Source organism: Frondihabitans sp. GW821-FHT04F02 (assembly GCF_059420045.1).
Genome location: NZ_JBWKSZ010000001.1, coordinates 1,007,227 through 1,031,747, shown reverse-complemented (window position 1 = coordinate 1,031,747; position 24,521 = coordinate 1,007,227). Strand labels below are relative to the sequence as shown.

Annotated in this window: 26 protein-coding genes; 16 read left to right on the top strand and 10 right to left on the bottom strand. The window is 71.3% G+C overall.

The window, feature by feature from the left end; translation table 11 throughout:
• The first annotated feature begins 25 nt into the window (after positions 1-25).
• From AC07TY_RS04850 to AC07TY_RS04840, 3 genes are read left to right on the top strand one after another with little or no spacing between them, the layout of a single operon-like run.
• Positions 26-703, top strand: coding sequence for a response regulator transcription factor (locus AC07TY_RS04850; protein ID WP_494784494.1), 678 nt, complete (start codon positions 26-28; stop codon positions 701-703).
• The gene (locus tag AC07TY_RS04845; protein WP_488626022.1) at positions 696-2,018 is read left to right on the top strand and encodes a sensor histidine kinase; all 1,323 of its coding nucleotides are present in this window, start codon (positions 696-698) and stop codon (positions 2,016-2,018) included. The genes AC07TY_RS04850 and AC07TY_RS04845 overlap by 8 nt, the downstream gene beginning before the upstream one ends.
• Positions 2,019-2,053: 35 nt before the next feature.
• A complete protein-coding gene (locus tag AC07TY_RS04840; RefSeq protein ID WP_494784493.1) occupies positions 2,054-2,683 on the top strand; it encodes a PepSY domain-containing protein in 630 nt (209 codons plus the stop codon).
• Positions 2,684-2,729: 46 nt separating this feature from the next.
• Here AC07TY_RS04840 and AC07TY_RS04835 read toward each other — a convergent pair whose 3' ends face one another.
• The 3 genes from AC07TY_RS04835 to AC07TY_RS04825 form a co-directional block, all read right to left on the bottom strand.
• Entirely contained in the window at positions 2,730-3,419 is a 690-nt protein-coding gene (locus tag AC07TY_RS04835; RefSeq protein ID WP_494784558.1) for a cation efflux transmembrane domain-containing protein, read from the bottom strand.
• A gap of 5 nt (positions 3,420-3,424) precedes the next feature.
• Complete coding sequence (gene cmtR, locus AC07TY_RS04830; RefSeq protein WP_494784492.1) at positions 3,425-3,778, bottom strand: Cd(II)/Pb(II)-sensing metalloregulatory transcriptional regulator CmtR; 354 nt, start codon at positions 3,776-3,778, stop codon at positions 3,425-3,427.
• Between the two features lie 97 nt (positions 3,779-3,875).
• Positions 3,876-4,124, bottom strand: a complete 249-nt coding sequence (locus AC07TY_RS04825; protein ID WP_494784491.1) for a hypothetical protein — start codon at positions 4,122-4,124, stop codon at positions 3,876-3,878.
• A gap of 146 nt (positions 4,125-4,270) precedes the next feature.
• Between AC07TY_RS04825 and AC07TY_RS04820 the strand changes: the two genes are divergently transcribed.
• The 7 genes from AC07TY_RS04820 (at position 4,271) to AC07TY_RS04790 (ending at position 7,842) form a co-directional block, all read left to right on the top strand.
• Positions 4,271-4,726 (top strand): DUF1801 domain-containing protein, encoded by a 456-nt coding sequence (locus AC07TY_RS04820; protein WP_494784490.1) that lies wholly within the window; start codon positions 4,271-4,273, stop codon positions 4,724-4,726.
• Positions 4,727-4,778: 52 nt separating this feature from the next.
• Complete coding sequence (locus tag AC07TY_RS04815; RefSeq protein ID WP_488626028.1) at positions 4,779-5,219, top strand: BLUF domain-containing protein; 441 nt, start codon at positions 4,779-4,781, stop codon at positions 5,217-5,219.
• Positions 5,220-5,366: 147 nt separating this feature from the next.
• Positions 5,367-5,699, top strand: coding sequence for a hypothetical protein (locus AC07TY_RS04810; RefSeq protein WP_123504322.1), 333 nt, complete (start codon positions 5,367-5,369; stop codon positions 5,697-5,699).
• Positions 5,700-5,800: 101 nt separating this feature from the next.
• Complete coding sequence (locus AC07TY_RS04805; protein ID WP_123504323.1) at positions 5,801-6,127, top strand: DUF7882 family protein; 327 nt, start codon at positions 5,801-5,803, stop codon at positions 6,125-6,127.
• Positions 6,124-6,333: a hypothetical protein gene (locus AC07TY_RS04800; protein ID WP_494784489.1), complete on the top strand. Its 210-nt coding sequence runs from the start codon at positions 6,124-6,126 to the stop codon at positions 6,331-6,333. The genes AC07TY_RS04805 and AC07TY_RS04800 overlap by 4 nt, the downstream gene beginning before the upstream one ends.
• A 114-nt stretch (positions 6,334-6,447) precedes the next feature.
• Positions 6,448-7,506 carry an AI-2E family transporter gene (locus AC07TY_RS04795; RefSeq protein WP_494784488.1) on the top strand — a complete coding sequence of 353 codons (1,059 nt, stop codon included), beginning with the start codon at positions 6,448-6,450 and terminating at the stop codon, positions 7,504-7,506.
• A 33-nt stretch (positions 7,507-7,539) separates the two neighbouring features.
• Positions 7,540-7,842 carry a biopolymer transporter Tol gene (locus AC07TY_RS04790; RefSeq protein ID WP_123504326.1) on the top strand — a complete coding sequence of 101 codons (303 nt, stop codon included), beginning with the start codon at positions 7,540-7,542 and terminating at the stop codon, positions 7,840-7,842.
• Between the two features lie 45 nt (positions 7,843-7,887).
• Here AC07TY_RS04790 and AC07TY_RS04785 read toward each other — a convergent pair whose 3' ends face one another.
• On the bottom strand, positions 7,888-8,115 hold the full coding sequence (locus tag AC07TY_RS04785; RefSeq protein WP_494784487.1) for a hypothetical protein: 228 nt from the start codon (positions 8,113-8,115) through the stop codon (positions 7,888-7,890).
• A 93-nt stretch (positions 8,116-8,208) separates the two neighbouring features.
• Here AC07TY_RS04785 and AC07TY_RS04780 point away from each other — a divergent pair, with 93 nt between their 5' ends.
• A complete protein-coding gene (locus tag AC07TY_RS04780) occupies positions 8,209-8,442 on the top strand; it encodes a hypothetical protein (RefSeq protein ID WP_494784486.1) in 234 nt (77 codons plus the stop codon).
• A gap of 181 nt (positions 8,443-8,623) precedes the next feature.
• On the opposite strand, the gene AC07TY_RS04775 is transcribed toward AC07TY_RS04780, so the two are convergent.
• The 6 genes from AC07TY_RS04775 to AC07TY_RS04750 all read right to left on the bottom strand — a co-directional run bounded on the left by AC07TY_RS04775 (position 8,624) and on the right by AC07TY_RS04750 (position 13,931).
• The gene (locus AC07TY_RS04775) at positions 8,624-9,289 is read right to left on the bottom strand and encodes an NUDIX hydrolase (protein WP_494784485.1); all 666 of its coding nucleotides are present in this window, start codon (positions 9,287-9,289) and stop codon (positions 8,624-8,626) included.
• 64 nt (positions 9,290-9,353) lie between these two features.
• On the bottom strand, positions 9,354-9,680 hold the full coding sequence (locus AC07TY_RS04770; RefSeq protein ID WP_494784484.1) for a hypothetical protein: 327 nt from the start codon (positions 9,678-9,680) through the stop codon (positions 9,354-9,356).
• Positions 9,681-9,723: 43 nt separating this feature from the next.
• Positions 9,724-10,515 (bottom strand): hypothetical protein, encoded by a 792-nt coding sequence (locus tag AC07TY_RS04765; RefSeq protein WP_494784483.1) that lies wholly within the window; start codon positions 10,513-10,515, stop codon positions 9,724-9,726.
• Positions 10,512-10,856, bottom strand: coding sequence for a PadR family transcriptional regulator (locus AC07TY_RS04760; protein WP_494784482.1), 345 nt, complete (start codon positions 10,854-10,856; stop codon positions 10,512-10,514). Before AC07TY_RS04760 ends, AC07TY_RS04765 begins: the two co-directional genes overlap by 4 nt.
• A gap of 145 nt (positions 10,857-11,001) precedes the next feature.
• Positions 11,002-12,243, bottom strand: a complete 1,242-nt coding sequence (locus AC07TY_RS04755) for an exonuclease domain-containing protein (RefSeq protein ID WP_494784481.1) — start codon at positions 12,241-12,243, stop codon at positions 11,002-11,004.
• 167 nt (positions 12,244-12,410) lie between these two features.
• The gene (locus AC07TY_RS04750; RefSeq protein ID WP_494784480.1) at positions 12,411-13,931 is read right to left on the bottom strand and encodes a hypothetical protein; all 1,521 of its coding nucleotides are present in this window, start codon (positions 13,929-13,931) and stop codon (positions 12,411-12,413) included.
• 304 nt (positions 13,932-14,235) lie between these two features.
• Here AC07TY_RS04750 and AC07TY_RS04745 point away from each other — a divergent pair, with 304 nt between their 5' ends.
• From AC07TY_RS04745 to AC07TY_RS04725, 5 genes are all read left to right on the top strand, one after another.
• A complete protein-coding gene (locus AC07TY_RS04745; RefSeq protein WP_494784479.1) occupies positions 14,236-14,769 on the top strand; it encodes a DUF4190 domain-containing protein in 534 nt (177 codons plus the stop codon).
• Positions 14,770-14,929: 160 nt separating this feature from the next.
• Entirely contained in the window at positions 14,930-15,394 is a 465-nt protein-coding gene (locus AC07TY_RS04740; RefSeq protein ID WP_494784478.1) for a hypothetical protein, read from the top strand.
• A 65-nt stretch (positions 15,395-15,459) separates the two neighbouring features.
• Positions 15,460-18,159: a VWA domain-containing protein gene (locus tag AC07TY_RS04735; RefSeq protein ID WP_494784477.1), complete on the top strand. Its 2,700-nt coding sequence runs from the start codon at positions 15,460-15,462 to the stop codon at positions 18,157-18,159.
• Between the two features lie 103 nt (positions 18,160-18,262).
• Positions 18,263-21,817: a tubulin-like doman-containing protein gene (locus AC07TY_RS04730; RefSeq protein ID WP_494784476.1), complete on the top strand. Its 3,555-nt coding sequence runs from the start codon at positions 18,263-18,265 to the stop codon at positions 21,815-21,817.
• Positions 21,817-24,489: a hypothetical protein gene (locus tag AC07TY_RS04725; RefSeq protein WP_494784475.1), complete on the top strand. Its 2,673-nt coding sequence runs from the start codon at positions 21,817-21,819 to the stop codon at positions 24,487-24,489. The genes AC07TY_RS04730 and AC07TY_RS04725 overlap by 1 nt, the downstream gene beginning before the upstream one ends.
• The last annotated feature ends 32 nt before the right edge of the window (positions 24,490-24,521 follow it).

Genomic DNA, 24,521 nt, shown 5'->3' with positions numbered 1-24,521 from the left:
AGGAAGCGTCGGGCAAGGTGGTCGCATGCGAATCCTTGTAGTCGACGACGAGAAGCGCCTGGCCGACGGAGTGCGGCGCGCGCTGATGGCCGAGGGCTTCGCGGTCGACGTCGCCCACGACGGGGTCGACGGCCTCTGGTTCGCGCGCGAGAACACCTACGACGCGATCCTGCTCGACCTCATGATGCCGAAGATGAGCGGCTGGGCCGTGTGCCGGGCGCTGCGCGACGAGCAGAACTGGACGCCCGTGCTCATGCTGACCGCCAAAGACGGCGAGTGGGATCAGGTCGAGGCTCTCGATGCCGGCGCCGACGACTACGTCACGAAGCCGTTCTCGTTCCCCGTCCTCGTGGCTCGGATCCGCGCGCTCGCCCGGCGGGGTGCGCCGGCGCCTCCGGTCGTCCACGAGATCGGCGACCTCCGGGTCGATCCGGGCCGCCGCCGTGCCCACCGGGGTGACGACGAGATCGACCTGACGAGCCGCGAGTTCGCCGTGCTCGAGTTCCTCGCCCGCAATGCCGGCCACGTCGTGTCGAAGCGCCAGATCGTGGCCGGCGTGTGGGACGACGACTTCGACGGCGATCCGTCGATCGTCGAGGTGTACGTCGCGCACCTGCGACGCAAGCTCGACCGTCCGTACGGCACCGTGACCATCGAGACGGTCCGCGGCGCCGGCTACCGACTCGGCACGGGCGATGAGTGACGTCGCGCGCCGACGGCGCTCCATCCGAACGCGCGCCACGGCCTGGGTCGCTCTCATCGCGCTCGTGGTCGGCGCTCTCGGCGCGGCCGCGTTCGTGGTCGTCCTCCGCCACTCGCTGCACGACGGCGTCAGGTCGGCGGCCGAGCAGACCCTCAGCACCATCTCCAGCCGCGTCGAGACCGAGGGGGCGGGCGTCGTGACCGGTCAGGACGACGACCTGCTCGTGCAGCTCCAGACCGATAGCGGCTCCGTGGTGGCTCATGGCGACGACGCGGGCGGCTCGCCGCTGTCGACCGACGACGGCGCCATCGTCGTCCGCGACGACGAGCGCTGGCTGCTCGTCTCCGACGACGTCGACGCGGCCGGCATCGACGATGCGACCCTCGTCGTCGGCGCATCCCTCGACGATGCCGACGACGCCGTCTCCACCGTGATCCAGCTCCTTGTGATCGTGGTCCCGATCGTGGTCGTGGCGATGGCCGTCCTGACCTGGATCGTGGTGGGCCGGGCGCTGCGCCCCGTGGAACGGATACGGCTCGACGCCGAGGCCATCCGCGGCGAGGGGCTCCACGACCGCGTCGTCGAACCCGGAACCGGCGACGAGGTCGACCGCCTCGCGCGCACCCTCAACGGCATGCTCGGCCGCCTCGACGCAGCCCAGTCGGCGCAGCAGCGCTTCGTCTCCGACGCCTCGCACGAACTCCGCTCGCCCCTCGCGACCGTGCGCCAGCACGCCGAGCTCGCACGGCTCTACCCCGACGAGACGAGCCTCAGCGAGCTGGCCGACGTCGTGCTCTCGGAAGGCACCCGGCAGCAGGAACTCGTCGACTCCCTCCTCCTCCTGAGCAGGCTCGACGAGATCGCGCCCAGCACCCGTTCGGCGGTGGACCTCGACGACGTCGTCCTCGCCGAGGCGTCGCGGGTCCGGGCCCTGGGGCGAGTGGCCGTCGACAGCTCCCAGGTCGCAGCCGTCCGGGTGACGGGCGACGAGCGCCTGCTCACGATGGCCGTCCGCAACCTCGTCGACAACGCGGCGCGCCACGCCGGGAGCCGGGTGCGTGTCAGCACGGCGCTCGCCGGCGACACCGTGATGCTCATCGTCGACGACGACGGCGCCGGTATCCCCGAGGCCGACCGCGAGCGGGTGTTCGACCGGTTCGTCCGGCTCGACGAGGGCCGCGACCGCGACTCGGGCGGGTCGGGGCTGGGCCTGGCGATCGTCGAGTCGGTCGTGCGATCGCACGGGGGGACGGTCGCGGTCGAGACCGCCGACGGGGGCGGGGCGCGGTTCGTCGTGCGAGTTCCTGCCGCTTAGGCTCCGCTTAAGCATCGCCCCGGCACTCTGGACGCATGTTCACCACGAAGAAGCCCCAGACCATCGCCCTCGCCGTCGCCCTTCCCCTGGTCGGCGCTCTCGCCCTCGCCGGCTGCTCGACCTCCACCGCCGATCAGGGCGCAGGCTCGGGGAGCTCGCCGACCACCGCGGCCTCGGCTCCTGCCACGACCTCGTCACCCGCACCCGGGGCCACGTCGAGCGACTCGGACGCCGGGGCCCTGACGACGGCTGCGAAGACCGCCCTGGCCGCGGTCTCCGGGGGGTCGATCCTGTCGATCGAGCAGGAGGCCGGCGCGACGTCGTGGGAGATCCTGGTCGCGACGTCAGACGGAGCCGAGCAGGAGGTCCACACGGGCGCGGATGGCACGTCGATCACCGCCGGGCCCGCGAAGAAGTCGACGGACGCCGAGGACCTCGCCGAGAACAAGGCGTTCGTCGCCGCCTCGGGCATCGGCTACGCGAAGGCCGCGTCGACGATGACGGCCACCGTGGCAGGCACGGTCGTCGAGCTCGGTCTGGACGACCACCTCGGGAAGACCGTCTGGGAGGGCGACGTCGTCGACGCGGCCGGCGCCAAGCACAGCATCCGTCTCGACAGCAGCACCGGCGCCGTCGTCACGAACACCGTCGACAGCGACGACTGAGCGGGGTCGGCGGGGCGGGTCGACAGCCGCGAAGACGGGTCCGGGGTCAGCGGCCGGAGTGCTCGTGGTCGGCTTCCCCGTGGCCGTGGCCGTGCTCGTCTTCCTCGTCGTCGAGGAGCATGCCCACCGAGGTGGCGCAGGCATCGCCCCGCCAGGCCTCGATGCCCTCGCGCAGGGCGAAGACGACGATCACGAGCGCCGCGACCGGGTCGGCCCACCACCAGCCGAACAGCGCGTTCAGGATCAGCCCGACCAGCACCGCGGCCGAGAGATAGGTGCAGATCAGCGTCTGCTTGGAGTCGGCGATCGCCGTCGCCGAGCCGAGCTCGATGCCGGTACGCCGCTCGACGAGTGACAGCCCCGGCATCACGACGACGCTGACGGCCGTCAGCACGATGCCGACGGTCGAGTGCTCGGGCCGGTCGAGGCCGATGAGCGCGAGCGTCGAGGTCGTGAGCACGTAGGCGGCGAGGGCGAAGAACGCCAGGGCGATGACGCGGAGCGTTCCCTTCTCGTATCGCTCGGGTTCTCTCCGCGTGAACTGCCAGGCGACGGCGCCGGCCGACAAGACCTCGATGGTCGAGTCGAGGCCGAACCCGATGAGCGCCGTCGACGACGAGGCCGCACCGGAGCTGAGGGCGATGACCGCTTCGACCAGGTTGTAGCCAATGGTGATCCCGACCACCAGGCGGAGGCGACGCTGCAGGGCTGCGCGGCGCGGCGACGTTCCTGTCAGCGCGCTCACGAGCACGACTCGCAGCAGCCCGGAACAGTGCAGCCCTCGTCGTTGCACGCAGCCGACGTGTCGACCGCGAGCACGACGTCGAGAAGCGCTTCGAGCGCGCGGGCCAGATGCGCGTCGCTGATCTCGTAGCGAGTCCGCCGACCTTCGGGTTCTCCCACGACGATGCCGCAGTCGCGGAGGCAGGTCAGGTGATTCGACACGTTCTGCCGCGTCATTCCAAGACGGTCTGCGAGGGCCGCCGGGTACGACGCCCCCTCCATCAAGACGAGCAGGATCCTCGACCGTGACGGATCGGCCATGGCGCGACCGAGACGGTTCATGACGTCGAGGCGGGAGGAGAGGGTCAGCACCAGACCATTAATACAGTGATGGCTGTATTAAACAAGCCGTGTCGGTCAGGGGGAGGCCAGCCTGTCATCGTCTCACCGGCCGCGTGGCAGGCGGGCCCTAGGCCGAGGCCTCGACGAGCGGAGCGAGCGTGATGGCGAGGCTGATGAGCAGCGGCGGCACGAAGAGGACAGCGCCGCGGCGCCTGCGGCCGGCGAAGGCCAGGAGCGCCGAGATGACGACGAGCACAGCCCAGACGCTGCCGCTGACGATGCCGAGGGCGACCGACGCCGACTCCTCGCCCCGATCTGCGGGGACGAGGATCGCGAGAAGCACGAGCCAGCCGACTGGTCCTGCGCAGACGAGCACGACGATGCTGGCGATGGCGCTCGGTCAGCCCGGTCGCCTGCCGACGGTCGCCGGCAGGGGTGCGCGGGCGACGTCTGATGTGTCCATGCCTCTACTCTGACCTCCGGCACGCCGAGGCGGCCCGGCACGGGGGTAGGAATGACGACATGAAGCCCGATGACGACTCAGCCGCACCGTTCGTGCTGCCAGAGGGCATGACAGGGCGGGCCAGCCCCGCCAAGGCCGCCGACGGCGACGCCCCGGTGCTCGCCTACATCGAGAGCCTTCCGCAACCGCAGCGCGGCGTCGCCGAGGCGGTGGACGCGCTGGCGGCCGCGACGCTGCCCGGCCTCCACCGGTCGGTGAAGTGGGGCATGGCGTACTACGGTGTCGGCGACGGCTGGTGCTTCAGCAGCGGCGGGTTCGCGGGCCACGTCAAGCTCATGTTCATCAACGCGGCGACGGTGCTCGATCCTGTTCCGCCAGTGACTCCGACCGGGATGGGCAAGGCGACGCGCGGAGTGGAGCTGCGGACCCTCGCCGATCTCGACGAGGTGCAGGTCGCCGAGTGGATGCGGCAGGTGGCGGCGGTGCCGGGGGTCGGGGGCAAGCGCACACGGTGAGCCGCCCGCCGGCGCCGTGACGCAGTAGCCTCAGCGAGTCGAAGGGTTCTACTTGCTGTCAATCGTCTACTCCAGCGTCGCCACCACCGAATTCACGGACGCTGATCTCGCCGTCCTCCTGATGAACAGCCGATCGAACAACAAGCGGCTCGGCCTCACAGGGCTTCTGCTCTACCGCGACGGCTACTTCCTCCAGCTGATCGAAGGGCCCCTCGACGTCGTCCGCGAACGCATGGCGATCATCCAGGCCGACCCCCGCCACGGTCAGGTCGAGACGCAGCTCGAGGAGATCCTGCCCGAGAGGCGGTTCCCCGAGTGGACGATGGCGTACCGCCCCGTCACCGACACGATGGCCGACGAGATCCCCGGCTACCGCACCGCCTTCGACGACATCTCGGGCAACGGCTCCCCGCGCGGCGGCACGTCGCTCGCCCTGAGTCAGCTCATCGGCTGGTTCGCCGAGAACCCGCCCGCATCGGGCGACGCCTCCTGAGAACGAAGCGATTCGCAGGAACTGTCAAGACCCTCATCCCCGTCCGCGTTTACCCGTAGCGTCGACGTGGCCGACGACGACCGTTCGTCTGGTGATCCTGGCCGGCTTCGCCTGATTCGAAGCCGGCCAGGTAGACGAGAGGACGCTGTGCAGCGAATCACCTATGCGTCCGGCTCCATCGTGACGGGGGACCGCATCGCCGACGCGATCGGCCGCTACGCGCAGGCGCTCGCGCTGAACGAGAAGTCCGACCTGGTCTCGTTCCCGATCGTTCTCGCGTCGGGCCTGACGGCGACCGCGAAGATCCTGATCGGCCCTGCGAGTCAGCTTTTGATGGTCCCCGAGCCCAGCGACTACGACGACGTCGAGGACGCCGGCGTAGTGGCCGACATCGAGCGCCTGACCGCCGCTTTGGGCATGCCACGACCCCTGACGGAAGACGACCCCGAGATCGACGATGCGTACCCGACCGACTACTAGGCGATGCCCCGAACAGCGACAGCCTGTGCAACCATGAGGGCCTGCAGCGTGCGAGCGGGTCGCACTCCGTGCGACCCTCGCCAGCGGGATGAAGGTGCCTCATGGGCAATCTGACGTACGGCCAGGCGCTGAGCGTCGAATTCGACGACAGGACCCTGGGGCATCTCCAGGTCGTGATCGGCTCGAAGCTCAGGCGGAACGAGTCGTTCTACTTCTCGTGGAAAGACGACCAGCGCGTCGGCGACGGCCGGACGACCATCTGGGTGCATCCGACGATCTCGCTCGTCTTCAAGTTCTACGGCTCGCGGATGCCTGGGCTGAACCGCGAGTGGCTGGGCCTCCTCGAGCAGTCCGCCAACGCTCCGCACGGCCTGCAGGTGCTTCCCGAGCCGCATGGCCCCGCCGGCGATGCTCCGGCCGCTCGATGAAGCGCGTATCGATCACCTACGGCGGGGTCGACTACACCGTGGCAGACGTCGATCTCGAGGAGGTGAAGGCGCAGATCGCCGGAGCCGTCAGCGCGAGGGAGCCGTTCTGGCTCCGGGTCAACCACGGCGAGGGATCGTATCGTGCCACTGACCTCCTCATCGCGCCGGGCGTAGCCATCGCGGTGACGGGCGTCGACGCCGACTGACGAGGCGGTCGCGACGGTCGCGACGTCGATAGGGTCGGAGGTCGGCGGTCTCGCCACAGGGCGCGCTCCGACCGGCCGGAGCACAAGCCCGCTCTCTCGCCGGAGGAGAACCCCGTGCGAATTCACTCCGCCTTCCGTCTCGGCCTCGTGGGCGGCCTCGGCGTCCTGACCGCCATCGTCATCGGCACGGCCCTGGGCCACCTGACCACGGTCATCACGTACATCGGCATCGCGCTCTTCCTCGCCCTCGGGCTCGACCCGCTCGTCGTCTGGCTCGAACGCCGGAAGCTGTCGCGACCCCTCGCCGTGACCATCGTCACGGTAGGGGTCCTCATCGCGCTCGCCGGAATCGTCTTCGCCATCGTCCCGACCGTGATCTCGCAGACGAGCACGCTCATCGGCAACCTCGCGAGCTACGTGCAGAACACGACCTCCCAGGGCATCATCGACAGCGTCCAGGAGCTCGTGCCGAAATCGACCCTCGACATCCAGTCGCTCGTCGACAGCGGGGTGTCGTTCGTCACGGATCCGAAGAACCTGGCGACCATCGGCGGCGGCCTGCTGGCCGTCGGCGCCGCGATCGGCAACGGAGTCGCCGGAACCATCGCCGTCATCATCCTGACCCTGTACTTCATGGCGTCGCTGCGGAGCATGAAACGGGGCCTGTACGCGCTGGTGCCCGCCTCCGGGCGACCGGAGTTCAGTCGCCTCGCCGAGGAGATCAGCGAGTCGGTCGGGCGCTACGTGCTCGGCCAGGTCGCCCTGGCGCTCCTGAACGGCGTGTGCAGCTTCATCATCCTCAGCATCACGGGTGCCCAGCTGCCCGCCTTCTTCGCGTTCGTCGCCTTCGTCGGCGCCCTCATCCCGCTGGTCGGCACCGTCTCCGCGGCCGCCGTCATCGTGCTCGCCCAGCTCGCCCTGCTGCCCACGCACCCGTCGACCTGGATCGTGCTCGGCATCTGGTACCTCGTCTACATGCAGGTCGAGGCGTACCTCCTGGCGCCGCGGGTCATGCGTCGGGCCGTGCACGTGCCGGGCGCCATGGTGGTCATCGCCGCGCTCGTCGGCGGAACGCTCCTCGGCGTGCTCGGAGCGCTCATCGCGGTGCCGGTAGCGGCGGCGGCGATGCTGATCCTGCGCGAGGTCGTCGTACCCCGGCAGAACCTGAAGTAGGCCGCGCACACGGGCTGCGCGTAGGTTTCAGAAATGCCTCACGATGACGAGCGATGGCTCGTCATCGGCGGGCGACGGTGGCGTCGCACCGACCCGCAACTGCCCGACGAGGTCGTCCACGACCTCAAGCGTCACCTCGGCCGGGCCCGGTCGGCCGTCGGCGTGGCCAAGAGGGCGGGCGAGTCCGAAGCGGAGCGGGAGGCGCGGGATCGCGTCGGTCTGGCCAAGCACGGCCTCGGAGAGCGCGGACCGTACTGGTGGGACGAACCGGTCGGCGACCGTGTCGAGCGTGCCCGGCAGGCGCTCGCGGAGCTGAACGAGCGCGATCCGCTGTGAGCGGGGGAGCTCTGTCCTGATCGCAGACGTGACGTTGCGGCTGGGCTAGGAGTCGGCCGGCTCGTCGTCGGGCGGCTCGTACCGGTGCCGCAGGATCGCCCACGAGACGGCTGTCGCTGCTCCGACGAGTGCGCCGACGTCGAAGACCTCCTGTGCGTCGTGCTCGTGAAGGGCGAACATCACGATCGCCGCGACGGCGAGGGCCAGGGTCATGCCGACGCCGAGCACGCGCCACCACGGGTGGAGGTTCGGAATGCGTCTGTTCGTGGCCATGACGGGCAAGCTACACCTGCTCGGGGTCAGGCGGAACGAGTTCGGCAGAAGGCCCGCCGGGCATTCGTCTGTCCCGTGCGGTTGAGTCGAGGGATGGACGCTCACGTTTTCGCCCTGGTGTGGGGGCCTCTCGCCATCGTGTTCGGGGTGTGCTTCATCCTCTTCCGCGGGCACATCTCTCGCGCGGCTCGAGCTCAGCGCGAGCGGCGCGGCATCCGGGTCGGCCCGAACACGCAGTCGCCGGCGCTCATGGCGGTCGGCGGTGCGGTGTTCATCGCCGTCGGGATCTTCGTGCTGATCGGGGTATCGACGGGGCTGCTGGGCTAGCGGGCGGTCCGTCGGTCGGTCGGCTCGCCGAGCGGCGCCGCGCCGCGCCGCGGGCGACGGCCTGACACCGGAATCGCCGGAGGACACCGGATATCGCCGGTGTCGTGGGGCCGAAGCGGTGTCGTGGGGCGAAAGCGGTGTCGTGGGGTGACAAAAATGTCGTCGGGCGCGAGCGCGGGGGTCAGGCGGCGGGCTCGCGCCGGAAGAGGCGCGCGGGCTTGCCGACCGAGCCCTCGGAGACGTCGTCTGTGGGGGCCAGCTGCGGCTGCATCAGGCGGCGGAATGAGTCCGGCAGGAGACGGCGGCCGGCCACCGCCTCGTGGAGGCGGCGCAGCGAGCTGAGGGTGAACGGCTCCGGCAGCAGGCCCGCCGGGTCGGGGCGCTCGGCGTACTCAGCGCGGAGCTCGGCGACGGCCACAGCGATGATCTGCGCGTGGCCGTAGGGGAGGGGAGCGGGGAGCCAGGCCTCGAGCGCGGCGGTGGGGACGATCGTGGCGCGGTCGGGATCCTGCGCCAGAGAATCGAAGGGCACGACGTCGAGGTGCGCCACCGACAGCACCCAGCCGCGATCGTCTCGGTCGGGCTCGTCGAAGACGTGGAGCTGGCGAGGGGCGAGCCCGCGGACTCCGGCCTTGACGTCGAGGGCGCGGATGACCGCGTCGACCAGGCGCTCTCCCGGGTGCAGGAACGTGCCCGGCAGCCGCCACCCGCCAGCCTCCGAGCGGACCAGGAGCACGCCGAGCTCGGCCTCCGGGGTCACCGTCAGCACGGCCGTATCGACGGCGACGCTCGGTCGCGGATAGTCGGTGAGGAGCCTGTCGGCGGAGTCGCGGTAGGGGGTGGGCACGGAGCCAATTTACGCGATCGTGCGCATTCGGTGGGAAGAGCGGCAGAGCAAGAGGGAGGGGCTGCTAGAGGTAGCGGGCTCTCTCCGGGTGGCTGGGGAACGGCCCGGCCTCCGTGGCGTCGACGGGCACAGGACCGGGCGCCGCGAGCGAGTAGTAGCGCTCCTTGATCGCGGCCATCGCTGCGTCGGCGTCGGTGACGGGCTCCCAGGCACGCATGGGAGTCCAGTCGCTGAACCGCCACGTCGTCTCGCCCTGGTGGCTGCTCGAGCCGCCCGACCGGATGAAGAGCGACCCGTCGGTCAGGAGTGCGAACTCGCCGCTCATCGGGCCCCGGTCGTCGGTGTCGTAGACCCAGCCCCAGTGGGCCAGGACGTCGGAGGGGTCGATCATGCGTCGAGCCTACGGCGCGGCGGTGCGGCGGTGTTCGGCCGGTTTAGGCCGAAACGGAGGGCCCAGCCTCGCGCCCGGCACCCGCCACGGGAGCGCCGACGGCCAGCCGCACGCACGCGACGACGACTGCGAACGGCACGAGGGTCAGGCCCCAGTAGGCCATCGTCAGCACGGCTACCGGCGTCGACGGGAGCGTCAGGGTCGCAGGGACGAGAAGCTCGACCGCGAACGTCGCCACGGCGGGCGCGACGATCAGCAACCACGACGAGCGCAGCCGGCCACGAAGGGCGAGCCAGGTGCCGAGTGCCAGGGCTGCGGCGAGGGCGGTGCAGATCCAGGTCGAGCGCAGCGCGCCTGTGAGCGGGGCCGTGAAGAGGAATGTCGCAACGGCAAATGCGACGCAGGCGATGGCCCGGGCGCGACGCGAGGCGCCCTCGACGAGAAGGGCTGCGCCCATGAGAGCCAGCGCAGGAACTGCGGACAGCAGTCCGAGCGCCATCCACTTGGCCGTGACCAGCGACGGCGACCCGCTGTACCGGCCGAGGAGCGCGATCAGCGCGCCGCCGGCCAGCACCGAGAGGAAGGCCACGGCCACGAGCACCGGGATGGTCCGGATCGTGTGCGGCTGCGCGGCGATGGGCAGGCGGGCTTCGCGGCGGGGCGACGGATGGAGGATCACGGTGGACAGGGCTCCTAGGGCGATACGAGTGGGAGAGAGGTCGAGTGACGTGGCATCCCGGATGTCGGCCTGCCATGTCTCGCGGCGCTCGCCGCGCTGCTCGGCGGGGGAGAGCGCGGCGGCGACGGCGACGATGCGCGCGGCGAGGCGGCTCATGCGGTGGCCGCCGTTCCGGACGCCGTGCTGCCGGCTGCACCCGCCGCTCGGGACGGCCTCGGGGCCGGGGCCGGAGCCGCGAGCACCTCGGCGGCGGCCACGCGGCCGTCGGCGGTGAACTCGTAGAACCGGCGACGCGGGCCGAGGCGGTCGGTGTCGGCCTCCCACGACGCGAGCACCCACCCCTGGCGTTCGAGCCGCTCCAGGATCGGGTAGATCGTTCCTGACGGTCGGCCCGTGCTCTTCATGATGAGCAGGCCCCAGACGGGCTCGTCGCCGCCCTGCAGCAGGGCGGCGAGCACGTCGCGGGTGGGCTGGGTGATGCGCTGGAGTGGTTCCATGCGGTTTAACCTAGCTATGTTGTTTAGGCACGTCAAGCGCCCAACGGCGAAGCCTGTCCGTCGGCCAATCCGCCCGTCCGCGGACTTGTGCCTGGGCCGGATCGGTTAGTTCACGCCGGATCGGTGGGTTGAGCCGCAGGATCAGCTAGGCGAGAACGCGCTTCAGGTCCTCTTCGGCGGCGACTGGGATGCCGTAGTCGCGGGCCTTCCGCGCCTTGCCCGACAGCGACGTCGGGTCGGCGGCGATGAGCAGCGCCGTCTTCTTGGTGATCGCCGGCCACACAACGATGCCGTGGGCGGCCAGGCGCTTCTCGATCTCGCCGCGCGGCAGCCACATGTCGCCGGTCAGCACGACGACGTCGCCGGGGTTGAGCTCGACGTTGTCGGTTCGGTTCAGCGTCGCGCCGAACCCGCCCGGCGCGGGCGGGACGAGCGCGGCCTGCTGCATCTCGTTCGAGATATCCAGCATCCGTGCCACGGAGTCGAGCTCCGCCCGCTCGTCGGAGGTCAGGATGCCGTCCATCCACACGGCGTCGACGAGCGCCCGGAAGTAGTCCTCGTGCAGCACCCGGCGACGGACGGCGTCGATGCCGAGCTTCAGCGCAAGGTCGCGCAGCGCGTCGGCCTCGTCGAGCGACAGGTAGCCGTCGGACAGCGCCTGGTCGAGCATCGCGGCGTACTGCGACTCGCCGTGCGTCGTGTCGAGTGCCGGGAGTCGCGTCGCCGCCTGCTCGAGCGACCGCACAGGTGTCGGAGCATCCGCGAGAGCCGCCGTGCGCGGCCGAGCCTTTGCCGGCGTACCCGGCCACGAGGTGATGGGCCAGCGCAGGAACTTCGCACGCTCTCCCCACTCGTCCCAGTGTCCGGCGTCCCCGGCGCCGACCCGCAGGTACTCGGCCAGCAGTCGTGCCGTGGCCCGGGCGTCGGCGAGAGCCTCGTGGGCGTCCGTCAGCTCGATGTCGAACGCGGCGCAGCAGTCGGCGAGGCGGCGGCCCGAACCTGGCAGGTACCGCGTCGCCAGCTTCATCGTGCACAGGGCATCGCCGGTGTCGAGCGGCGACGCCAGACCGACGAGTGCGAGCTCGGCGCGCAGGAAGTCCACCTCGAAGCGAGCATTGTGCGCCACGACCACCCGACCCACCAGGAGGTCCAGGAACTCGCCCACCACGTCGGCGAACACCGGAGCGTCGGCGACGTCCGCGCCCCGCAGCCGGTGGATGTGCGTCGGACCGAGATCGCGCCCCGGATTCACCACCGTCTCGAACTCGCCCTCGACCGCGCCGCTCGCCGACACGAGCACGACGCCGATCTCGACGACCCGATCGTGCTTCGCGGGCCACAAGCCCGTCGTCTCGAAGTCGATGACCGCGTAGCCGCCGTGTGTCACGTGTTCCCCCTGAGGTCGTCCGAACCCACTCGTCCGGTCCGTCTATAGTCGCCGACGGCGGGCGCCGGGCACACCCCCGTGAGTGGGGGAGGCCGTTCGGCAGCGGCCCGACATGGCGACGCCCGCCACCGCGAGGGTGACGGGCGCCGCTGGCCGAGCCGGGGCGGCTACGGGATCGTGTTCCAGTGGTAGTGGCCGTTGGCGTCTGCGCCGTGACCGCCGCACCGGTACGAGCGGCCATTGGCGGCCTGGCGCACGTCCCCGACGTCGGCGTCCTTGCAGAACGCACCGGGGATGATGTAGCCCTGCTGCGACGGGGCGGGCGCGGGAGCCGCGGCCGGCGGCGCCGGCGGAGCGACCGGGACGACGGCGTCGCTCACGACACGGGCGTCGGAGTAGCCGCGCTTCGTCGCCTTGACCGCGACGCGGATCTGCTTGCCCACGTCTGTGGCCGTCGCCGTGTAGGTCGTGTGGGTGGCCCCGCCGATGGCGGTTCCGTTGCGGTACCAGCGGTAGGCGAGGGCGGCGCCCGACGGCGACCAGGTTCCCGCGTGGGCGGTCAGGGACTTCCCCTGTTGGGGAGTTCCTGCGATCTGGGGCTTCGGGGTGCTCGCGAACCTCATGAGCTTCGGAGTGACCGAGGCGCTCGTCTTCGAGACCGACGCGTAGCCCGCCTTGGAGCCCTTGACGACGACCTTGATCTTCGTACCGGCCGACGAGATCGGCAGCTGGAACGACGACTTCGTCGCGCCCGCAATCGGCTTGCCGTTGCTGTACCAGCGGTACGAGAACTTCACGCCCGACACCGGCCAGGTGCCGTGATTAGCGTTGAGGTGCTTGGTGACGGTGGCGGTTCCGGTGATCTTCGCGGCCGGGACCCTCGGGAACGTCGCGAGCCTGATCTTCACGGCGCCGGAGGGCTCCGTCTTTGCAGCGTAGCCGGTGGCGTGACCCGTGACGCGGACGCTGACCGGCTTGCCCGCATCCGACGGAGTCAGCGTGTACGCGCTCTTCGTCGCGCGCGAGATCGGCGAGGTGCCTCGGTACCAGCGGTAGGTGAAGGTGGAGGCGGGCTGCCAGTCGCCGGTCCAGGCAGTCAGCTTCTTGAAGACGGTGGCCGTGCCCTGGATCGTCGGGGTGACGGGTGTCAGGGTGCCGAGTAGCACCTTCACCGGTGCGCCCGGCTCCATCTTCGTCGTGTACCCGTCGGCGGTGCCGGTGGTGTCGACGCTCAGCATGTGGCCGGCGTCGGCGGGAGTGACGTCGTACGTGTCTTGCGTGGCATTGGCAATCGCGACGTCATCGCGGAGCCACTGGTAGGTGAATCTCGGCGTAGGGGTCCAGACCGCAGGAACTGCGGTGACCGACTTGCCGACCTGCGGAGCGGGCGAGATCGAACTCGGCGCGCTCGCCGTGAACGGCATCGAGGTAGGCGCGCCCGGGTCGGTGCCAGCACCCGGGTCTGTCGTGCCGGTGCCCGGGTCGGTGGTGCCGGTGCCGGGGTCGGCCGGGGTGCCGGGGTCGGCGGGCGTACCCGGGTCGGTGGTGCCCGGGTCGACGACGACCGGGGTGGCCGGGTCGTCGGCGAAGGCGGCGGACGCGTCGACAGCGACGAGCGAGCCGAACGCGACGGAGCCGGCGAGGGCGAGTGCGAGCGCGCGGGAGCGCGCCAGATCGAGGAGTTTCAAAGGGTTCCTATTCGGGAGGAATCTGACGTGATCTGCCCGCGTGGTGGGCGGGCCCTCGAATCCTAACGGCATGGTGAGTGATCCTCGGCAACGACTCGGCCGCAGGTGGGCGGCGCGCCCAGCCCCGCCGAACCGGCTCGTGCCCGCAGTTCTGAAGGCGGGGCCGTGCCGATTCGGCGGGGGATTGTGACCGATTCGGCAGGGCTGTGCCGGTTCGGCGGGGCCACGCCGATCCGGCGGGCGCGGCGACGCGCCCCGGTCGGGGGCTGGTCGACCCGGGGGCGCCGCTGGCTAGCATGAGCGCGTGCAAGCATGCCCGACCTGCCACACGACCTATGCCGACGACCTGCGGTACTGCACGCAGGACGCCACGCCCCTCGTGTCGGCGCCGAACCCGCCCGTCGAGCCCCCGAAGGCTGCCGTAGCGCCTCCGAGGGCCGCACCCGCGCCCGCTCCGACGGCGCCCCTTTCGACGGCAAAGCCCGCAGCACCGGCGCCGCCCCGCCCGGGGCCCGCTGCGACGATGCACCCGCACCCGCCGGCCGCCCGTCCGGCCTACATGGCGCCGTACCGTTCGGCCGGGCCTGCCCCGACCGCGCCCGCGCGTCCGGCGGGCGCACCACTGCTCAAATTCAGTGGCTTCGCCATCTGGGCCTTCATCTTCTCGCTCTGCTATTTCTTCCTGGCACCTCTCGCAATCGTCTTCGGCCACGTCGCACGCCGACAGGCGAAACGCGGCAAGCGCCGCGGCGGTGGGCTTGCCATGGCCGCCCTCGTGATCGGCTACATCAGCCTGCCCATCAGCATCGGCCTCTGGGTCAGCGTGCTGCAGAACTGACCGCAGCCGCGACCTGTCCCAACGACCGACCCGATCTCGTCCCGAAGCCGGACGAATCGGACTGGTCGATTGGATATAGTTTCCGAACTTGCAAGCACCTGGGGGAGAAGTTGTCCGCATTCACCGCTCGACGCCGACGACGCGTCCGCCCGGGGCGTCGATGACTCCGTCCGACCCGTTCGACTTCTCGAACCCAGCGTCGAATACCTCGTCGAACCCGGGCTCCGGCTCGGCGTCGGGCACCGGGTGGGACTCCGTCGACGGCAACGACCCCGGCACGGGCTGGTCGACCTCGCCGTCGCCCGCCACGCAAACCCTCGCCGGTGTCGCCGGCCCGCCCCTCGTCTGGCTGGCCGCCGCCGCTGCGTCGGGGATCGCCGCCATCGTGCTGGCGGCCCTGCTCGGTGAGTCGATCGTCGTCGCCGTCGTCGCGTGGCTGCTCGGCGGCCCGATCGGCATCGGCTTCGTCGCCCTCTTCAGCGTGAACGACACGCGGCAGCGGGCCAGGGCGTTCTACTCGTCACCGGCCTCGACGCGCGTGCTGTACGCGGTCGCCCTGGCCCTCGTGCTGATCGGCGTGATCGCCGCGGCCCTCCGCATCGCCGTGTACGTGGGGCGGCTGTGAGGGGCGGCGGGGTCGAGCGCGCCCGGGCCGATCGGGCCGGACGACGCGGCCGCGCGTTCCTGCGAATGAAGAGAGCCCTGCGCCCGAGTCTGGCCCTGCTTCTGGCCGTGCCCGCCCTCGTGATCGGCGGCGTGGCGGGGGCGGCCCAGGCGACGCCCTCGTCGGCGACGGTGCACACGGTCGCGGCCCGCGGCTCGACGGTCAAGACGGCGGTGTCGAACTACGGGGCGTGCCTCGCGGGCGGCGGCACGGGCGACTTCCTGGTGCTGATCGACGACTCGGGCAGCCTCAAGCAGTCCGACTCGGCGAACGCCCGCGTGACGGCGGCGAAGTACCTCGTCGACCAGCTCACCTCGTTCGCGGCGACGAGCGGCTCGTCGATCGCGGTCAAGGTCTCGGCGTTCAGCACGACCTACCGCCCGGTCTCGGCGTGGACGACGCTGAGCGCGTCGGGCGCCCGCTCGGTCGACTCGAGCATCGACGGCCTGTCGACCGCGAACACCGGCTTCGAGACCGACTACTGGTCGGCGCTCGAGGGCGCCCGCAAAGACCTGGCCCAGCGCGCGTCGGACCGGGGTGAGACGACGAGCTGCCAGGCCGTCGCCTGGTTCACCGACGGCAAGCTCGACTACGACGTGCGCTCGACCGACGCGCTCGCGAAGGCGTACGGCACGACGAAGCCGTTCGCCCCGGGCGCCGACATGACGACCGCGGCCGGAGTCGCGACCGTCAAGAAAGACGCCCAGAATCAGCTCTGCCGCTCGGGCGGCCTCGCCGACCAGCTCCGGTCGTCCGACGTCACGATGTTCGCGATCGGGCTCGAGTCGTCGAGCGCCTCGGCCGACGACTTCGGGCTGCTGAACGCGATCGCGACGGGCTCCGACACCGAGACGTCGACGAAGTGCGGCACGATCGCGAAGCCCGTCGGGGCCTTCGAGACGGCCTCCGACATCAGCGACCTCCTGTTCGCGTTCGACGCCATCTCGACTCCCGGCCAGGCGCCGATCCAGCAGCAGAGCGGCATCTGCCAGGGCACCTACTGCACCGACCAGTTCCACCGCTACGTGCTCGACACCTCGATCTCCAGGGTGCACATCCTCGCGTCGGCCGACATCGCGAAGGTCGACGTCGACCTCGTCGGGCCCACGGGCTCGCCCGTGGCTCTGCCGAACAAGGGCACGGGCACGCAGTCGTCGGTCACGGTCGCCGGAGCGAAGGTCGCCTACACCTGGCAGTCCGACAACACGATCGAGATCGACCAGACGCAGGCGGGCGGCAGCAGCGGCTGGACCGGCCTCTGGAAGCTCGTCTTCATCGACCCCACCTCGTCGTCGGCGGGCAAGACCTCGCGGTCGAACATCCACATCTCGTCCGACTACAAGCCGGCGTGGAGCGAGAAGTCGACCGCCGTCGTGCACAGCGGCGAGACCCTCCCGGGCACGTTCGGCATCGTCGACGGCAGCGGCGAGGCCGTCGCCGGGTCGTCCATCCTGGGTGCGGCCACGCTGAGCGCGACCCTCGTCGACTCCGCCGGCAAGCAGCTCGTGCTCGCGAGCGGCCTCGCCAAGACGAGCATCCCCTCGAAAAGCACGACGACGGTGCAGGAACTCGCGACCGGCGCCGCCACCCTCGAGCTCACGCTCGACCTCACCACCGCCGACGCCACCGCCCCTGACGGCTCCACCGTCGCGGGCACGCAGCTCGAGCCCGCCGAGGTCAGCGTCCCCATCACGATCCGCCCGCCGTCGCAGTACCCCGTCGTCGCCAACCGCATCGACTTCGGCGTCGTCGACGGGAAGACCGAGGCGACGGCGGACCTCGCGGTGACCGGCTCGGGCTGCGCCTGGCTTCCCGCGGCGAAGCCGTCGATCGCGGCCTCGCCGAGCGACATCGGCAGGGTCGCCGTCACGTCGACCGCGGCTGCGAAGGCCGACTGCGTCTCGGGAGGCGCATCGCTGCCGGTGAAGCTCGCATTCGACACAGCCGACAACGGCTCGATCAACGGGACAATCACCGTCGACCTCGCGCCCAAGGCCGGCGACGACAAGGTGCTCACCACGACGGTGGCGTTCACGGCCGACGTGCGGAAGCCCCTCAACCAGACGAACTTCCTGCTCACGCTCATCGTCGCGCTGCTGCTCGGCCCCGGCATCCCGCTCGGCCTGCTCTACCTCGCGAAGTGGTACGCGTCGAGGATCCCAGCGGCTCCGCTCCTGTCTCAGCGAATCCCGGTCGAGGTCGTCGACGGCATCGTGCGGCGCGACGGCGAGCGGTTCGTGCTGCGCGAGACCGACCTGCGCGACCTCCGGAGCATCCGGCCGGGCGGCGAGCGGAGCCTCGACGTGGCCGGCCTGCGCCTGGCCGTGAAGCGCGGCGCATCCCCGTTCGGCGTCGGCCACGTGGTGGCGACGTCGCTGGGCGAGGTCAGTGCGTCCGACCAGGTTCCGTCATCCGACGCGACCGGAACGAGCGCTCTCCTGCCCCTGGCCGTCCACAACCACTGGGTGGTCGTCTGGACGCCCGGGTCGCGGCCGGACGACGCGACCGTCGTTCTCCTCGTCAGCGGCGACGCCGACGCCGACCGAAAGCGCAAGCTCGTCGACGACGTCAACGACCGGCTCCCGGGTGTTCTCGCAGGGCTCGTGCACCGGACCGGCGGGCCGGCGGCACCGACCGACACCGGCGGCGCCTTCGGGGTATCGGCGCCGACGACGGCGGATCAGGGCTTCGGGTTCGGGTTCGACGAGCCCGGCGACCGGCGGTAGCGGCCGCCCGCTCCACGACGATCAACTCGATGACAGAGGCCTCAGGCACGATGGACACCAACAACGACGAACGCGCGGCGCACGCCGCGGATGGGTGGATGCAGTGAAGAAGTTCCTAGTCGTGGGGTGCGGCGGCTCCGGCGGAGCCACGCTCTCGTACCTGATGGACCAGCTGCAGTCCGATCTCGGTCTGCACGGCATCGACAAGCTGCCGGCCGGCTGGCAGTTCGTGCACGTCGACGTGCCGGTCGGGTCGCGCAGCGAGGCCGACGGGCTCGGCAGCGTCGAAGACCTCGGCGGCAGCTACTACGGCAGCGGCGCCACCGGCATCAGCTACTCGGTGCTCGACGACGGGGTCAGCCAGCGCCTGCTGACCTCCGACTCGCTCGACAAGATCGCCACCTGGGCGCCGCGCACCCCGTCGCAGGTCGGCGTCGCCATCTCCGAGGGCGCGGGCCAGTACCGCGCGGTCGGGCGCATGATCGCCCTGTCTCGCGCGAAGGAGATCCGTCAGACGCTCCAGAACGCCTGGGATCAGCTCACGCGCGTGGAGACGAACTCCGAGATGCGCGCCCTGGACCTTCCCGGCATCGGCGCCTTCGACGACAACGAGGCGCCCGTGGTCCTGGTCGTGTCGTCGATGGCCGGGGGCGCCGGTGCGTCGATGGCCCTCGACATCGCGCGGATCCTGACGCAGCTCCCGGGGCTCGACCCGCACCTGCTCGGCATGTTCATGGTGTCGGCCGACATCTTCGACCAGCTGCCCGAGGCGGCGCGCTCCGGCGTCCGCAGCAACTCGCTCGCCATGCTCGGCGAGATCGTCGCGACCCAGGCCGCAGCGGCGTGGCGCCACGATGCCGACACCCTGCAGGCCCTCGGCATGCAGAACGGCCAGGGCGAGGCGGTCCCGTTCCAGCGCGTGTTCCCGATAGGCCGCTTCTCAGGCGCTCAGCGCACCCTGTTCGGCGACGGCAGCCAGCAGGCCGTCTACCGCGGTCTCGGGCGCGGCCTCGCCGCCCTGATGACCAGCGGCAGCGCCAGCAACCAGTTCGTGTCGTACGACCTCACCAACACCGGCGGTCTGACCGGCCGCCAGGGCGCCCTCGGCTGGGGCGTCGCGTGGGACACCCTGCAGTGGGGCTCGTTCGGCTTCTCGAGCCTGAGCATGGGGCGCGAGCGCTACCGCGAGTACTCCGCTCAGCGACTGGCCCGCACCAGTGCCGACCGCCTCCTCTTCGGCCACCTCCAGGCCGGCTCGACCGCGTCGGCCGACCAGCAGGTCACCCGCCTGCTGGACAGCCAGTGGTCGCGCACCATGGAGACCCTCGGCCTCCCCGCCGAGGAGGGCAGCGCGCTCGACCCGCGCACCCTGCTCTCCTGGTTCACCTCGACCGCCGCCCCGCGCTCCGAGATGCAGGCGGTCGTCCGCGGCCTCGCCGAGACCCACGTGTCGGGCCGCATGCCGCAGCCCGGCGGCGTCATCGCCACCCAGTGGCTCGACACCGTCGCGCAGCGTCTCCGCGAGGGCCGGTCGTCGGCCACCGCCGCGATCGCCTCATCGGCCGCGCAGTGGGCCCACACCTGGCAGCAGGCCTTCGTCGCCCGCCTCATGACGATGACGGAGGAGGCGACAGCGACGTTCGGCCTCGCCTACGCGACCGCCCTGCTCCAGCGCGTCGAGCGCCACCTCGCCAACACCGTCGTCCGCGGCCTCCACGAGCTCTCGCTCCGGGGCCGCAACGACATCGCCCAGATCGACACCGGCTTCGGTCAGCGCATCGCGGCCATGAAGGGCGCCATCGTCAACGGCGCCGAGGTGTTCGAGCAGCTGAACCAGAAGGTGCAGGCGAACTACGGCGACGAGCTCTACGGCCAGTCGGCGGCCCTCGCCGAGCAGGTCATGGCCGACGCGCTCCCGGGTGTCATCACGCCGCTGATCAAGGCCGTCGGCGAGGGCCACGCGCTGCTCACCCAGTCGCACGACGCACCCGTCGACGGCCTCGGCCTCGCGCGCCTCGAGACCGACCTCTATCGCGCCTGGCCGTCCGACGACGACCTCCGCGTGCCCGCGCGCTTCGACGTCGCCAACAACGAGGTGCTGCTCACCCGGTCGACGGTCTTCCCGTCGCAGTACGAAGCCGACGTCCGCGCCTCTCTCGGCAGCGCGGCCGCCACCGACTACGCGGGTGCCCGCGCGACCGTCGTGGGCCAGATCGTCACCGGCGACTGGCGCACCACCGGGGCCGCCCAGCCGCCCCGCGGACTGCTCACCCTCGACGTGCCGTGGCGCTCGCGCACGTTCACGGTCAATCCGTTCACGAACCAGGTCGAGGCGCCGCTCACTGCGCAGTTCAGCCTGCACGTCCGCGCGACCGACATCCTGTCCCGCTCGCGCCAGTTCGTCGGACGTCCCCGCGAGAGCTTCGACAACTTCTGCACGGTGTCTCTCAAGCAGTACGTGCTCGGGGCCGACGCCACGGAGGTCGAGATCCAGGAGCGCCGCCGCGAGATCACGACGAAGTTCCGCGAGGCGCTCACGCTGGCGCGCCCGCTGGTCAGTGTCGACGCGACCGCCGTGCAGCGCATCCACAACCGCGACATGGAGTACCGCTACAAGTTCTCGGAGGTCCCCTTCTCGGACGTCGGGCCGGTCGCCGACCAGCTCGTCGACGAGATCACCCGCGACACCAGGGTCGACCAGGCCAGCCGCACCAACATCGCGAACGCGCTGACCTCGAACGACGCGATCACGCGCATCGACATCTTCGGCTCGTACCCGAACTACTCTCCGGTCGTCTTCGACTCTGTGCTCGAACCCGTCGCGCAGGAGTGGTCGGCGCTGCCCGCGCAGGGGCGCTCCGACTGGTGGAAGTGGCGCCGCGCCCGCCCGCTGACGGCGTCACTGCCGATGGGCGAGGCCGAGCGCCGCGCGATGGTCGGCGGCTGGTTCATCGGCCAGATCGTGGGCGACATCGTCCTGCCCGACGAGCCGTTCACCTCCGCCGTCCGCATCTGGAACGCCGAGAAGGCGGCCTGGGCCTCGTTCCCGAACCCGCTGCTCACGCCGCCGTCCGAGTTCAAGGCGCAGTACGACTGGATGCCCGCCGTGCTCGAGTCGTCGCTCATCGCAGTCGCACGCGCTCACGAGGCGCCGGTCCTCGAGTCGTTCGTCCCCTACACGCTGCTCCGCTCGCTCTACGACGCGGCGGCCGACCGGCCCACCACGGGCATCCAGGAGCGCGCGAGCCACCGATCCCTCGCCAACTGGATCGCCAGCGGCGCCGGGGCCGCCGGCCGCGCCACGTCGATGGGCGGCGTCACGCCCGGTGCGACGCCCGCCGAGCGCGCGGCACTGGCCACGAAGTGGCTGTCGGGGGTGCGCGACCTCGCTGGCGTCCACTACCTGCACGCCGGCCAGGCGGGCGCTCCGGGCGGCGGTCAGTTCAGCTCGGTCACGTCGCGCGCCGCCGCGTCCGCGACGCCGCTCTTCCGCGACCTCGCCGAAGACGTCTACGTCGTCGCCGGCGAGCTGATCGCCATCGTCGACCGTGTCAGAGACGAGCCGTACCGGGCTGTCACCGCGGGAGGCGCGAGCACGTCGAGCGGCCCGACCGTCGACGAGTCCGTCATCCAGATCCCCGACGGCGGCGTCTTCTAGTGGCAGAGCTGACCGTCGTCGTCGCGCCGGCCGGACCCTGCTCACACGTGCGCGCCGCGCTGACCGACTGGTCGGCGGTCGGCCTCGTGTCGCCGTTCGCCTGGGTGGAGCCCGCCATGATCGGCGGCGCGCAGATCGGAGCCCTCTCGGTCACGGGCGGCGAGACGACGGGATCGTCGCTGCAGGCGCTGGTGACGGCGGCGAGGGTCGACGTGATCCGCCTGGTCGTCCTCGTTCCGGTCGTCACGGGCGCCGAGCCCGTCTCGGCCGACGACGAGCAGCGCGTGCTCACCCTCCTGTCATCGAGCTCCGGCGGCGCGCGAGTGAGCAGGATCAGGCTCGCGCTCGTGCGGCACGGCGATCCGGCCACTTCGGCCGACCTCGCCCACGCCGGCTGGCACAACGTGCTCCTGTCGCCCGAGCAGGCGGCCGGCCCCGAGCGCGGCCGCGACCTCCTCGGGGTCGGTGCGGGCGACCGCGGCTTCGGCTCGCACGGCGCCGCCGGCCTCGCCGGTCTGGCCGGGCTCTGGACGGGCCTCGACGGCGCCCCGCTCGACGACGTCGAGATGCTGCCCGGCGAGAGCGTCCGCCTGGCGCGCACCTACTACCGCCGCCTCCAGAGCGAGCGGCTCGAGGCCGAGCTCCGCCGCCGCGTCACGCTGACCTCCGACTCGCTCCCGCTGCCGGTCGAAGCCGGTCCCGCCAGCGTCTACATCGACGACGAGGCCCTGGCCACGGCGACCATGGCCGACGCGTTCTGGAAGAAGCACGCGCACGTGCTCCGCGGCCCTCGCGAGACCCGGCCCGCCGTGCAGCCGACGCCGCTCGGCGTCCTCGCCGCGCTGCGCCTGTTCTTCGGGTTCCTCGGCGCCGCGATCCGCAACGCGCCCGCCCAGTGGTACCGCGCGACCGTCGCGAAGGTGTCGTCCCGGGCGGCCGCAGTCGTCCATTCGGCGATCTTCGGCGACAAGCCGTCCGCGTACGCGGTGGTCGTCAACGGAGTGACCGCCGACGGGCTGCCCGCGCGCTGGCACGAGCTGGCGACCGCGGCCGACGCGATCGGCGAGGTCTTCGAGAACGACCCGCGGTCGCGGGAGCACCAGGCGCGCACCGACCTGTCGTCCACCTGGACCGACTACGCCGCCGCGGCTCTCACCCTGGGCGACGCGGGGGAGCGCGTCGCCGAGCTCCCGCCGGTCGTCATCGGCACTCAGCGCGCCGTGCTCCGCCGTGCCGACCTGATCGTCCCGGCACCGCAGGCGCGCTTCGACGGCATCCCGGGTCACATCGCGGCGCGCGTCGACAGCGAGCCGGTCGACGCCTACGACGTGCTGGCGATCAACGACCTGCACCGCCGCCTGGTCTCCGTGCAGAACGACGACCTGCAGCTCGGCCTCGACGCCAGCCGCAGCGATGATGAGCTCCTCGCCTGGACGGCGAAGCACCGCACCAGCTTCGCGACCCGCGTCGGCGAGGCCATCGGCGGAGCCATCCAGCGCACCAACGACGAGATCCGCGACCTGCTGGAGCGCTTCAAGGCCGCTTCCGGCGGCGACGAGACCGACCGGGCAGTGCTCGACACGCAGGCGCGGCTCGCCCGGTTCATCCGGATCGTCAGCGTCGTCTTCCTCGCGCTGATCGTCGTCGACGTCGTGCTGTTCGCCCGCCACACGATCGAGCCGAAGTGGTTCTGGATCGCGCTGGCCGCATTCGTCGTGATCTGGTTCCTCATCGGGTCGATCACGTTCTACCGCTCGCAGCGCGAGCTCTTCCGGCTGCTCAACGCCCGCAAGGAGGCCGCCGAGCAGGTCGAGATCGACCGGCGCAACCTTCGCCAGGCGGTTCGCGACCTGCGCCGTCTGACGGACGCGTACGGGCAGTTCCTCGCGTGGTCGCGCGCCGTCGGCACGCTCCTCGACGCGCCGCTCGGCACGCCCACGGCCGCTCTGCACGACGACACCCGCCTCAGCCCGGCGCTCCCGCTCGGCGTCTCGCTCGGATCGGCGCTCGTCGACGACACGACGCTCGCCGACGCCGTCGTCACCCTCCGACGGCAGGTGTTCCGCGTCGGGTGGCTCGACGAGCCATGGCAGTCGCTGACCGGATCGGCCGCCCAGACCATCGGCGCGGACGCCTACGAGCTCCGGGAGAACCCGCGCGCACTCTTCGGCCTGGGTGCGGAGCCGGGATCGCTCCTCACCCGCTGGGTGGATCTGATCGGCGGAGTCGCCGTCGAGTCCGAGGTCGCCGACCGGGTCTGGCGAGACACGCGGGTGGCTCTCGGCGGGACTCAGGCACACCTCGTCTCACCCCTGCTCAAGTCGATCGTGCCGCTGGGCCGGCCGGATGCCCTGGCGCTGCCGCTCGAGGACTTCCTCGCCAAGGTCGACACCCCCGAGGCCGTCGACCTCGGTGCGACCTTCGACGTCGGCGAGCTGACGTCCGAGGCGCAGGCCGGGGCGGCCGCCCGGGTGGCGAGCACGTGGGGCCGACGCAGCGCCGACGGCCTCTCGGTCGTCGCGACAATGACCCAGCTCTCGGGCGGGTCTGCGCCGTACTCGTTCACGGCGTTCGGCGGGGCCGCGATCCTGCCCACAGCGCCCGATCCGACTCCGGCGCCGGAGCCGCTCCGCGGCTTCGACGGCGGCGCCCCCGAGGGCTTCCGGTTCTAGCCGCTCCGACCGCGCACGCCGTCCGACCGACG